This window comes from Bordetella tumbae (assembly GCF_054780995.1).
The window spans coordinates 36,795-48,667 of record NZ_BAAGVG010000008.1; the positions used below are offsets into that span (position 1 = coordinate 36,795).

Below are 11,873 nucleotides of genomic sequence, written 5' to 3' on the forward strand. Positions count from 1 at the left end.
TCACTCCTTTTCCGCTGACGCGATCAGCTCTTGAACCGTAATCACCTGCGCCATCAGCGCCATCGACGCCAATGCAGCCTCGTGCGTCGCACGCTGTGCTGCGGCACAGGCATCGGCGACAACGGTGACCTCGTAGCCCGACTCCGCCGCCTCGCGTACGGTGCCCTCGACCACTGAATGCGTGGCCACTCCCGCCGCCATCACACGCACAATGCCATGCGACCTCAGCAGTTGATCCAACGCCGTGCCACGAAACGCACTGATGCTAGTGTGCCTCAAGGCAAACTCACGCAGGCTGTTGAGCGGCACCAGTGACGGATAAAACTCGGCGCCCCACTCCCCGTCCTTTACCGCGCCGAGAGCTTCGGTGCGCAAAAAAATGGGCATATTGCGCGGCATATCTGCATAGTCAGGCCGAAAGGCGATACGCACATGCACTATCAACCAATCGCGGCGCCGCGCCTCAGCCAACAACGCCGACGCCCGTTCGATCAACGCCGTGCGCACCTCGTCATCAGCAATCCCCACACGAATCAGCCCGTCGGGATGCAATACCTCGTTCTGATAGTGCAGAGCCAGCAACGCCGTCGGGACTCGGCTCATATAAAGACCTCGAGGTTCGCGAACACGCTATCGCAATTCACCAGATCGACACGTTTGAGACGGATGCGCCATCCTCCCTCTCCATCGCGCGCCAACTTGTGATGCACGGCCCCTGCCAGGTGCCGCTGCTCACCGCGCCACTCGGTATGGTGCACGCTGGAACGCACAATCAAATGCCCTGCCGAGTCCCAGCCCTTGACCGCCACGTTGCCCACCAGATGCGAACATCGCGTAGGCGGCTGCTGCGACCAGTTTCGGGCGTTGCTCAAGCGCTTGACCCGCACCTCGCGCAGCATTTTGTCTTCCCAGAACAGCGACACCTGTTCAAAGGGATTCGCCTGGTGTTCAAACCGGGGAACCCAGTACCGGCCATCCTCATCCCACAACGCAAGCCACGCCTCAAAATCACGGTCATCCAGATACTGGACTTCCTGAAACAAGAACTGCTCCACACCGCGTATTTCGTCGGCGCTCAACGCGGCGGACGACACGGGCGTTACCGACACATCAAAATTACGATCAAGCAACAGCACGGCCCGCTCCTTGGATATGTTCCGATCCCGTCTCCAGCATGTACTGGCGCCATGCCTTGAACTGATTGCGCATGGGCAACTCGCTGGTGCCATTGGTAGACACCATGCCATCCGGCAGCACCTTGTCGGTACCCATGTAGCGATGCAGGCTGACCCAATCGCCACCGTCGTTCAGGTTGCCCTCCTGGCAGCGTTTGTAGACCTCGACATCATCGGGCATGACGTTGGATGAGGGGGAATTGATCACGTTCGCATAGGTCAGCGCTCGGTCAAACACGCCATCCGGCGCACCTTTCAAGCGAAAGGTCTGGATTTCTACCATCGTACGGTTGACCGCGACCGGGCGTATCACCCGAAACTGCTGAAACACGGTATGCGGCGAGCCGCTGCCATAGATGATGGTGTTATGTCGGTTCATCCCCAGGATTTCACGCGCACGCGTCTCGCCATGCACCGACGACAATGATTCGAAATGCGCCCGCGACACAGGATCACGCGTCGCTGCGGCCGGATCGAAAATACCCTCCATATAGCCATGACCGTTGTCATAGGCACGCAGCTCCAGCTTTTCCCAGAACTCATAGGGTTCGCCATTGCCGTCCATGATCAACAGCTCAAACGGCATCTCGCCCAACACCGCAGCCTCGTCGCGCGCCGCCTGAAACGAGGACTCGTGCGTCACCCGCGCATGCATGGTGTCGTGCAGATTCTCGTAAAACACCTTCCAGTTTGAGGGCTGCAGTACGCGGAACACGCCGCCTGCCACCTCGACCTCGCCCACCGGCGAGCGGTCGCACAGATTGTCGATCGACGAGATCACGCCCCCGAGAAAACTGCGCAGATCCGGCCCCTCGGCCGACTGACTCGCAAACACAAAGCCACGATAGCTCTCGACCCGCGCGACTTTTCTCATCGAAAAATCGGGATGCGCAGGATCGTAGCAAGTGCCCTCCATGGCATTCTTTAGCGGCACCGCCAATGACTTGCCATCCAGCTTGTACGTCCAAGCGTGGTACGGGCAACGAAAGAACTTGCCGGTATTACCATCCCCATCGGCCAGCAGTTTTGCGCCCTTGTGCGGACATCGGTTGTACAGCACGTGCACGGCGCCGCCCGTACTGCGCACCATGATGACATCCTGATCGCCAATGCGCGTCGTGTGATAGTCACCGGTATTGGGCACCTGGCTTTCGTGCCCGACATATATCCAGGCCTTGCCGTAGATACGCTTCATTTCCAGGTTAAAGATGTCCGGGTCCGTATATACCCGCTTGTTTACGCTATCCGGCCGGACCAACTCGGCCAGTGCTTCATTGGAAAGCGTCATCGCAATCTCCCAAAAGGTCCAGAGACCTAACACCAGATACCTGACAATCTAGAGACATCCCGATCGACAAAATAGCCAGAGTTCGCAATCCGGTATCCACGTTTGGCAAAAATGCGCCTCGCTGCACGATACGGATAAGACTGAGCTCACACCCGCCAAAATCGGATAGTCCGCCGCCACGGGTTTGCGCACAATCTGGACGAGGCTTGGCGACTTCCGCCAGCGTATTGCAGTGCCACAAACCTGGACCCGACACCATGAGCAAAGCTGCCTCCTTTCCACGCGTGCGCGCCACAGCGACCGCTGCCGCCCTGATCGCCAGCCTGGCATTCTGTCCCGCCCAAGCAGAAGACGCCGTCAAAATCGGCCTGCTGACCACGTTGTCCGGCCCCGGCAGCGCATTAGGCAATGAAATACGCGACGGCTTCAACCTCGCCGTAGAGCATGCAGGCGGCAAACTCGGCGGCGTGCCTGTCGAACTGGAAATCGAAGACGATCACCAAGACCCACAGACCGCACGCCGCGCGGTCGAGCGCTTTCTCAAACGCGACAAAGTCGATGTGGTGACCGGCATCGTATTCTCGAACGTCCTGTTACCCGTACTCCCCGAAATCCTGCGCAGCGACACGGTCTATCTATCGGTGAACACCGGCCCCAAAGACTACGCCGGCGCAAAATGCGATCCGCGCTTTTATGCCGTCGCCTGGCAGAACGAGGACATCCCCGCCGCCATGGGCAAATTCGCCACCGAAAAAGGCTACAAAAGCGTCGCCCTCATCGCCCCCAATTACCCCGGTGGACGCGAATCACTCGATGGCTTCAAACGCCTGTACAAAGGCACCATCGCCGACGAGGTCTACACCAAACTCAGTCAGCTCGACTTTTCCGCCGAACTGGCGCAACTGCGCGCCACCAAGCCCGACGCCGTATTCCTGTTCTTGCCCGGCGGCCTGGGCGTGAACTTCATCAAACAGATGGGCGCGGCCGGCATGGACAAACAAATGGCCATTCTCACCCCGGGTTTCTCCGCCGACGTCGACACCATCCGCGCCGTCGGCGACGCCATGGAAGGCCTGTACAACGCCTCACAATGGGCAGCCGACCTGGATAATCCGGCCAACAAAAAATTCGTAGCCGACTTTGAAAAATCCTATGGCCGCTCACCCACCATGTACGCCGCCCAAGCCTACGACACCGCCATGCTCATCGACAGCGCCGTACGCAAAGTCGGCGGCAAAATGGAAGACAAAGCCGCTTTCAGGCAAGCCCTCAAAGCCGCAGACTTCCAATCCATCCGCGGCAGCTTCAAATTCAACACCAACCAGTATCCGATCCAGGACATCTACATGCGCCAAGTCCAGCGCACCGCGGATGGCAAACTGCAAAACAAACTCGTCGGCACCACGCTGACCCAGCACGCAGACGCCTTCGCCGCCGAATGCAAGATGCCGTGAAGCACGCTTCGGATATAGACATACAAAAGCCGGACGAACATTGCCGAGACCATTCGCCCCCCTTGATCAATACCAACCTCAAGAAGCGAAAATCGAGCCTAATCCGTCCACAAAACTCGGACACCCGTGCATTGTGAGACGCTGCGAGTCGAGGCTGGGCAGTGGCCGCGTGAGGGCGCCTTGGGATCGAGCGAGGGAAACCGAAGGAGCGCAGCGACGAGGTTGACGAAGCGGTGTCGGACGCGAAGGCGTCCGACCGATCCCACGAAGCCCTCACGCGGCCACTGCCCAGCCTCGACGTCCAATAGAACACCAACGTGACCGCCTTTACCGGCCCAACAACCGACTCTGCACCGTCGAATTGCGGCCCTAAAGAGGGCATTTCTGTTTTAGGTCATCCTGGCAAAAAAAAGCCCAGCTAAAAAGCCAGGCTCTTTCCTTCACATCAAGCAGTAAAGCTCATCCTACCCAAACCCGAGCATTACGGAACATCCGCATCCAAGGGCTATAAGCACCACCACTATCCGCATCCCCCCATTGCTCAGGCGCCCAAGACATCATCACATTACGCGTCACACGCTCAGGGTGCGGCATGATCACAGTAAAGCGCCCATCCGCCGTCGTCACCGACGTCTGCCCATCTGGACTGCCGTTCGGGTTAAACGGATAAGCCTCCGTCGCCTTGCCATGGTTGTCGATAAACCGCGCAGCGACCAGCACCTTGCCCGCGTCGCCTTGCTTACTGTAGTCCGCATAGCCTTCGCCATGCGCCACCGCCACAGGCACTCGCGTTCCTTCCATTCCCTGGAAGAAAATCGACGGCGAAGCAGCCAACTCCACCAGCGACAAACGCGCCTCGTACTTCTCCGATTGGTTACGCGTGAATCGCGGCCAGAACTCCGCACCAGGAATCATCGGCGCCAATGCCGCCATCATCTGGCAACCATTGCACACACCCAGACCAAAGGTATCCGAACGCCCGAAATACGCCGCGAACTGATCCGACAAACGGCTATTAAAGCGAATCGTGCGCGCCCAACCCTCACCCGCGCCCAACACATCGCCATAGCTAAAACCGCCAACAGCCACCAGACCCTGCATCGTGCTCAAATCAATACGGCCCGATAGCAAATCGGTCATGTGCACGTCGACCGCATCAAAGCCCGCCGTATCAAACGCCCAGGCCATTTCGACCTGGCTATTGCAACCCTGCTCACGCAGAATCGCAACACGAGGACGCTTGCCCGTCGCGATGAACGGCGCAGCGACGTCCTCTTGCGGGTCGAATGCCACGCGCGGCGACAGACCCGGATCCTTGACATCGTTCCACGTATCCAGCTCTGCCTGTGCGCAAGCTGGATTATCCCGGCGCGACATGATCTGGTAGCTGACCTCGCTCCAGGCACGACCCAGATCGGCACGCGGCTCGCTCCAGATCTTTTTACCGTCACGATAAAACTCGACCGTATCGGTATCGTTCAGCCCGCCAATCACATGCGAATGCGCCGACAAACCCGCGCCGCGCAGAACCTGCATCACCGCATCGCGCTCGGATGCGGGGACTTGAAGCACCGCGCCGGCTTCCTCGGTAAAGAGCGCCTTGAGCGTCAGTTCATCACGTTGCACCGCGACCTGCTCGGGACGGATCTTGTAGTCGCCCCAATCCGCCGAGTTTGCATCAAAAGTCAACATATCCAGGTTGACCGAAATCCCGGTGCGACCGGCAAATGCCATTTCGCACAGCGTAGCAAACAGGCCACCGTCGGAACGGTCGTGATACGCCAACAACACCCCGGCCTCGGCCAACGTGCGAATCGTCACAAAGAACGCGCGCAAATCCTGCGGCTCGTCGATATCCGGCACGCTTTCGCCAACCTGGCTGTAGGCCTGCGCCAGGATAGAGCCGCCCATGCGATGGCGGCCACGACCCAGATCAATCACGATCAGCACGCTGTCGCCCACCTCGGCACGCAACTGCGGCGTCAGGCTGGCACGCACATCACTCACCGGCGCAAACGCCGTCACGATCAGCGACACAGGCGCCACGACCTGGCGATTTTCACCATCCTGATTCCATGAGGTCTTCATGGACAGGGAATCCTTGCCGACCGGAATCGACAGGCCTGTTGCCTGGCACAGCTCGCTGACCGCAGACACCGTGTCGTACAAGGCAGCGTCCTGACCGTCGACACCGCAGGCAGCCATCCAGTTAGCCGACAGCTTGATGTCCTCCAGACGCGCCACATCGGCGGCGGCCAAGTTGGTCAGCGCCTCGGCAACAGCCATACGGCCCGATGCGGGCGCATTCAGCACCGCCAGCGGCGTGCGTTCGCCCATCGCCATGGCCTCGCCACGGAAGCCTTCGTAATCCGCCAACGTAACCGCGCAATCCGCCACCGGGATCTGCCACGGCCCCACCATCTGGTCACGGCTGGACAACCCACCCACGGTACGGTCGCCAATGGTGATCAAGAACGATTTGTTGGCCACCGTCGGATGGCGCAGCACGCGATAAGCGGCCTCGGTCAAATCGATACCCACCAGGTCCAGGGGCTCCGACACACCAGGCAAGCGCTGCACATCGCGCGTCATGCGCGGAGGCTTGCCCAGAATCACATCGATCGGCACATCGACTGGCCGCGCATTGGCATCGCCTGCGGCCACACCCACCGCGCTCTCACCGGCCGCAGCCGTATCAACACCCGGCAGGCCTTCGCCATCGACCACGCGCAATTGACGCTCTTCGGTCGCCACGCCCACCACCGCATACGGGCAACGCTCACGACGCGCAATCGCATCGAAACGCTCCAGGTCCTGCGGCAAGATCGACAGCACGTAGCGTTCTTGCGACTCGTTGCTCCAGATCTCCGCCGGCGACAGACCGGACTCTTCCAGTGGCACACGCTTCAAATCGAACACCGCACCGCGGCCGGCATCATTGACCAGCTCGGGGAACGCGTTCGACAAACCGCCCGCACCCACGTCATGGATCGCCAGAATCGGATTATTCGTACCCTGCTGCCAGCAACGATCGATGACCTCTTGCGCGCGACGCTCGATTTCCGGGTTGCCACGCTGCACCGAATCAAAGTCCAGCTCGGCGGAGTTGCTGCCCATGCTGATACTGGAGGCCGCACCACCGCCCATCCCGATGCGGAAGCCCGGGCCGCCCAACTGGATCAGCAAAGCGCCAGGAGGAATGATTTCTTTCTTGGTCAGCTCGGCATCGATACTGCCCAGCCCGCCCGCGATCATGATGGGCTTGTGATAGCCCCAGCGCGTATCGCCTGCGGTTTGCTCGTACGTGCGGAAATAGCCCAGCAGGTTCGGCCGGCCGAATTCGTTGTTGAACGCAGCGCCGCCGATGGGGCCATCAATCATGATGGACAGCGGCGATGCGATACGGTCGGGCAAGCCATGATGGTCGGCTTCCCACGGCTGCATGGCATCCGGAAAACGCAAATGCGACACGGTAAAGCCTGTCAGGCCTGCTTTGGGCTTGGATCCACGGCCAGTCGCGCCCTCGTCGCGGATCTCGCCACCCGCACCCGTCGCCGCCCCTGGGAACGGCGCAATCGCCGTGGGGTGATTGTGCGTCTCGACCTTCATCAGGGTGTGCACGGTGGCATCGCGCCGCACATAGCGGGCAGCCTCGCCGCCCTGCCCGTCAGACGACGGCACACCGGCTTGGAAACGTTGCGCAGCACCGCCTTCCATGACGGCCGCGTTATCCGAATACGCAATGACCGTGCCCTGGGGCTGGGCCTTGTGGGTGGCACGAATCATGCCGAACAGCGTTTCCGATTGCGGCTGGCCGTCAATCACCCACTGGGCGTTGAAAATCTTGTGGCGGCAGTGTTCGCTGTTGGCCTGGGCGAACATCATCAGCTCGACATCCGTGGGATCCCGCCCCAGGCTGGTGAACGACTGTGCCAGGTAATCGATCTCGTCCTCGGATAGCGCCAAGCCCAGTGTCGTATTGGCCTCAACCAATGCATCACGCCCCTGCGCCTGTACGGCGACCGTACGCATGGGTTTGCCCGCCAGGGCCTGAAACAGCGCCTGTCCGTCGAAATCCGCGCCCACCACCGTTTCCGTCATGCGGTCATGCAGGCAATCAGCCGCACGGGCCAACATCGCATCATCCAGCGTTTTCGCGCCCAGCAAACCGCGCTCGGGCACCAGGAAATAACGCACGCCGCGCTCGATACGCCGCACTGCAGCCAGGCCACAGTTGTGAGCGATGTCGGTGGCCTTGCTGGCCCACGGGGAAATCGTACCCAGGCGGGGGATCACCAGCAGTGTCAGGCTCTTGGCCGGCGCCTCGCCCGCCACGGGCGTGCCGTAGTCCAGCAACTGCGTCAATTGCAGCTGTTGAGCGTCATCCAGGGCCGTATCCGTATTGATGAAATGTTCGTAGCGGGCGGAAACGTCTGCGACAGGCAGGCCCGCCTCTTGCAGCTGTGCCAGGAGACGCTCGCGGCGAAAGGCGGAAAGGACAGAAGAACCGGGCAAATGCTGGACGAGAGACACGATGCGGGCGCCGTTTGGAAAGTGGAAAGAAGCAAAACGAGCATTTTACCTTTTCAGGGATTTCCCGAGCGAATCCCCCTAAAGTCGGGCAGAAACCCTCCCCGGGTGGAGTTACAAAATAATTCAAAATCACGCTGCCGCATGATGCCGCTATGCAGCAAACGACGCTCTTCCCTGGAAATTGGACCAGCCAAACGCCCCGTTTTGACCCCAAATCCCGCGCAATTTCCGTACCGCAACATGTTGCAAAAGCCCTTCACCCACGGGAAAACACGCACTAACGCGAGCCGCCGTCAACGGTAGGATGCTGCGATCCTGGCCCGCTTGGCCTGCTCGTTCTGGCTTTCTGCCCGCTTGCCCCGGTTACCCGCTTTCTCAGTTTTCTGATCACCGCCTTATTCCAAGCTGCTGCTGCCCATGTCCCACCCAGACGTTCCCGTCGACTCGGCTACTCCTGCCGAACCCATCATCTCCGCCACTCCCGATCCCGACGTCAAGGTCCCGCTAGCCATCGAAGACTGGCTCGCCGTCGGCGTCCTGGCCATCCTCGCGCTGATCACCTTTATCAATGTGCTGGTGCGCTACTTCACTGATCAGTCCTTTGCCTGGACTGAAGAAATTTCGGTGTTCCTGTTGATTGTGCTGACCATGGCGGGTGGCAGCAGCGCCTTTGTCCGCAACCACCATATCCGTATTGAGGCGGTCGCCGATAGCGGCCCCCCCGCCCGCCAACGGCGCCTGGCTATCATTTCGCATACCGTGGTCTTGTTGTTCTTTATCTTGCTGACGGTATTGTCTGTCCGCTTGGTGCTGGACGAGTACATGTACGAGGAGACCTCGCCCGCCATCGGCGTGCCGACCTGGTGGTATTCGATCTGGCTGCCGGCGATGGCGGCGGCGATTGCGCTGCGCACGCTGGGTACACTGCGCCGCCTCTTGCAGGGCAAAACGCAATGATCGCCGCCCTGCTTTTTATCGTCTTCGCCATCCTGATGGTCATCGGCGTCCCAGTGTGCGTGTCGCTGGGCGTTGCAGGCACGCTGGCCATTGCGATATCCAATCATGATGTCGCGTGGTTTGGCCTGCTGGCCGTCCCCCAGAATTTTTACGCTGGCTTGGCCAAATATCCCTTGTTGGCCATTCCCATGTTTGTGTTGGTCGGCTCGATTTTCGACCGGTCTGGCGTAGCTCGCCGGCTCGTCGATCTGGCCATCGCCATCGTGGGACGCGGCCCCGGCATGCTGCCGCTGATCGCCATTGCCGTTGCCATGTTCCTGGGCGGTATTTCGGGCTCGGGCCCGGCCTGCGCGGCAGCCGTCGGCGCCGTCATGATCACCGCCATGTCGCGCGCGGGTTATCCCGCGCCGTTTTCGGCCTCGGTCGTCGCAGCTGGCGCCGCCACGGATATCCTGATTCCACCGTCTATCGCATTCATCATCTATTCGGTGCTGGTACCAGGCGCGTCCGTGCCCGCGCTGTTCGCCGCCGGCATGGTGCCCGGCATTTTGGCCGGTATTGCCTTGATCGTGCCCGCGGTATGGCTGTCCCGCAAACACAAACTCGGCATCCAGGAAGCCCACCTCCCCCGCCCGCCCTTGTGGGCCAGCCTGCGCGAGGCCAGCTGGGGCCTGGCAGCGCCCGTCCTGATTCTGGGCGGGATGCGGATGGGCTGGTTCACGCCGACCGAGGCTGCCGTCGTCGCTGTGTTCTATGGCCTGTTCGTCGGCATGTTCATCCATCGCACGATCAAGGTCCGCGACTTGTTCATCATCTTGCGCGAGGCTGCCGAGCTCTCGGCCGTCATCATGATGGTGGTCGCCCTGGCCGGTATCTTTGCCTGGGCGCTGTCCACCCTGAGCATCATCGACCCGATCACCCATGCCATCGTCAATTCGGGCCTGGGTGAATGGGGCGTACTGTCCTTGTTGATCCTGCTGTTGATGACGATGGGCATGTTCCTGGACGGGATCTCGATCTTTTTGATTTTCGTACCGCTGCTGATGCCCATCGCCGATGCCTATGGCTGGGACCCCGTCTGGTTTGGCGTCATCCTGACCTTGAAAGTGGCGCTGGGCCAATTCACCCCACCGCTGGCCGTAAATCTGATGGTATCTTGCCGCATTGCCCGCGTACCCATGGAATCTACGATCCCGTGGGTACTGTGGCTGTTGGCGGCGATGTTCCTGGTACTGGTCGCGGTATTGGTGTTTCCGCAACTGGCGCTGTGGCTGCCGCACAAACTGGGGTATTGATCATCACACCCAGCCGTTGCATTAATAACGCATAAATTTCACAAACACGAGGAGATAACCCCATGAAGCTACGCAACCTGATCGGCGCTGCCTTGTGCGCGGCAGCCGCATTCGCGTTGACCCCAGCGCACGCCCAGAACTACAAGTCGGAATACAAACTCTCTATCGTCGTAGGCACCAGCTTCCCTTGGGGCCAGGGCGCGGTGATCTGGTCGGACCTCGTGCGCGAGCGCACCAACGGCCGCATCAACATCAAAGTCTATCCCGGCACCTCATTGGTCCAGGGCGATCAGACCCGTGAATTCACCGCCATCCGCCAAGGCGTCATCGACATGGCCGTCGGCTCGACCATCAACTGGTCGCCGCAGGTCAAACAGCTCAACCTGTTTTCCCTGCCCTTCCTGATGCCTGACTACGCCGCCATTGACGCGCTGGTACAAGGCGATGTCGGCGCCGAGCTGTTCAAAGTCATTGAAAAATCCGGCGTCGTTCCGCTCGCCTGGGGTGAAAACGGCTATCGTCAGTTGAGCAATTCGCGCCACGCCATCTCCAAGCCCGAGGATCTCAAAGGCCTGAAACTGCGTGTCGTCGGCTCGCCGCTTTACATCGACACCTTCACCGCGCTGGGCGCGAACCCAACCCAAATGAGCTGGGCCGATGCGCAGCCCGCGCTGGCCAGCGGCGCGGTGGATGGTCAGGAGAATCCCCTATCGATTTATACCGGCGCAAAGCTTTACGATGTCGCTCAGAAATACCTGACGTTGTGGAATTACGTTGCCGACCCGCTGGTGTTTGTCGTCAATCGCGAAGTCTGGGAATCCTGGTCTGAAGCCGATCGCAAGATCGTCCGCGAAGCAGCCATCGAAGCCGGCAAGAAAGAAATCGCGATCGCCCGTAAAGGCGTGACCCCTGAAGACCCATCGTTACTCAAGGAAATCGAAGGCCATGGCGTGACTGTCACGTCGCTGACCGAAGAACAGCACAAAGCATTTGTCGCCGTGACCAAGCCGGTCTACGACAAATGGAAACCACGTGTCGGCGAAGATCTGGTCAACATGGCCGAAAAAGCCATCGCCGCCCGCAAGAAATAAGCAGCAACCCAAGGGGATATGGCGGCCACGGCCGCCAACTGGAAGGCACGGCCAACAGAGCCCGCCTCCACGACGGACGC

8 protein-coding genes are annotated in these 11,873 nt (G+C 60.3%); 4 read left to right on the forward strand and 4 right to left on the reverse strand.

Annotated features, from left to right (window positions below):
- From ACYVI2_RS06120 to ACYVI2_RS06130, 3 genes are read right to left on the reverse strand one after another with little or no spacing between them, the layout of a single operon-like run.
- Complete coding sequence (locus tag ACYVI2_RS06120; RefSeq protein WP_415820368.1) at positions 1 to 603, reverse strand: cysteine hydrolase family protein; 603 nt, start codon at positions 601 to 603, stop codon at positions 1 to 3.
- Positions 600 to 1,136 carry an aromatic-ring-hydroxylating dioxygenase subunit beta gene (locus tag ACYVI2_RS06125; RefSeq protein ID WP_415820367.1) on the reverse strand — a complete coding sequence of 179 codons (537 nt, stop codon included), beginning with the start codon at positions 1,134 to 1,136 and terminating at the stop codon, positions 600 to 602. Before ACYVI2_RS06125 ends, ACYVI2_RS06120 begins: the two co-directional genes overlap by 4 nt.
- A complete protein-coding gene (locus tag ACYVI2_RS06130) occupies positions 1,123 to 2,463 on the reverse strand; it encodes an aromatic ring-hydroxylating dioxygenase subunit alpha (protein WP_415820366.1) in 1,341 nt (446 codons plus the stop codon). The genes ACYVI2_RS06125 and ACYVI2_RS06130 overlap by 14 nt, the downstream gene beginning before the upstream one ends.
- Positions 2,464 to 2,720: 257 nt before the next feature.
- Here ACYVI2_RS06130 and ACYVI2_RS06135 point away from each other — a divergent pair, with 257 nt between their 5' ends.
- Entirely contained in the window at positions 2,721 to 3,917 is a 1,197-nt protein-coding gene (locus tag ACYVI2_RS06135) for an ABC transporter substrate-binding protein (RefSeq protein WP_415820365.1), read from the forward strand.
- 459 nt (positions 3,918 to 4,376) lie between these two features.
- Here ACYVI2_RS06135 and purL read toward each other — a convergent pair whose 3' ends face one another.
- Positions 4,377 to 8,450 carry a phosphoribosylformylglycinamidine synthase gene (gene purL, locus ACYVI2_RS06140; protein ID WP_415820364.1) on the reverse strand — a complete coding sequence of 1,358 codons (4,074 nt, stop codon included), beginning with the start codon at positions 8,448 to 8,450 and terminating at the stop codon, positions 4,377 to 4,379.
- A 417-nt stretch (positions 8,451 to 8,867) separates the two neighbouring features.
- Between purL and ACYVI2_RS06145 the strand changes: the two genes are divergently transcribed.
- The 3 genes from ACYVI2_RS06145 (at position 8,868) to ACYVI2_RS06155 (ending at position 11,793) form a co-directional block, all read left to right on the forward strand.
- A complete protein-coding gene (locus tag ACYVI2_RS06145; RefSeq protein WP_415820363.1) occupies positions 8,868 to 9,407 on the forward strand; it encodes a TRAP transporter small permease in 540 nt (179 codons plus the stop codon).
- Positions 9,404 to 10,702: a TRAP transporter large permease gene (locus ACYVI2_RS06150; protein WP_460490277.1), complete on the forward strand. Its 1,299-nt coding sequence runs from the start codon at positions 9,404 to 9,406 to the stop codon at positions 10,700 to 10,702. The genes ACYVI2_RS06145 and ACYVI2_RS06150 overlap by 4 nt, the downstream gene beginning before the upstream one ends.
- A 62-nt stretch (positions 10,703 to 10,764) precedes the next feature.
- Complete coding sequence (locus ACYVI2_RS06155) at positions 10,765 to 11,793, forward strand: DctP family TRAP transporter solute-binding subunit (RefSeq protein ID WP_415820361.1); 1,029 nt, start codon at positions 10,765 to 10,767, stop codon at positions 11,791 to 11,793.
- Positions 11,794 to 11,873 lie beyond the last annotated feature (80 nt).

Coding starts and splice junctions, on each gene's coding strand:
- ACYVI2_RS06135 (WP_415820365.1), top strand. CDS start 2,721: ATGAGCAAAGCTGCCTCCTTTCCACGCGTGCGCGCCACAGCGACCGCT.
- ACYVI2_RS06150 (WP_460490277.1), top strand. CDS start 9,404: ATGATCGCCGCCCTGCTTTTTATCGTCTTCGCCATCCTGATGGTCATC.
- ACYVI2_RS06155 (WP_415820361.1), top strand. CDS start 10,765: ATGAAGCTACGCAACCTGATCGGCGCTGCCTTGTGCGCGGCAGCCGCA.
- ACYVI2_RS06130 (WP_415820366.1), bottom strand. CDS start 2,463: ATGACGCTTTCCAATGAAGCACTGGCCGAGTTGGTCCGGCCGGATAGC.
- ACYVI2_RS06120 (WP_415820368.1), bottom strand. CDS start 603: ATGAGCCGAGTCCCGACGGCGTTGCTGGCTCTGCACTATCAGAACGAG.
- ACYVI2_RS06145 (WP_415820363.1), top strand. CDS start 8,868: ATGTCCCACCCAGACGTTCCCGTCGACTCGGCTACTCCTGCCGAACCC.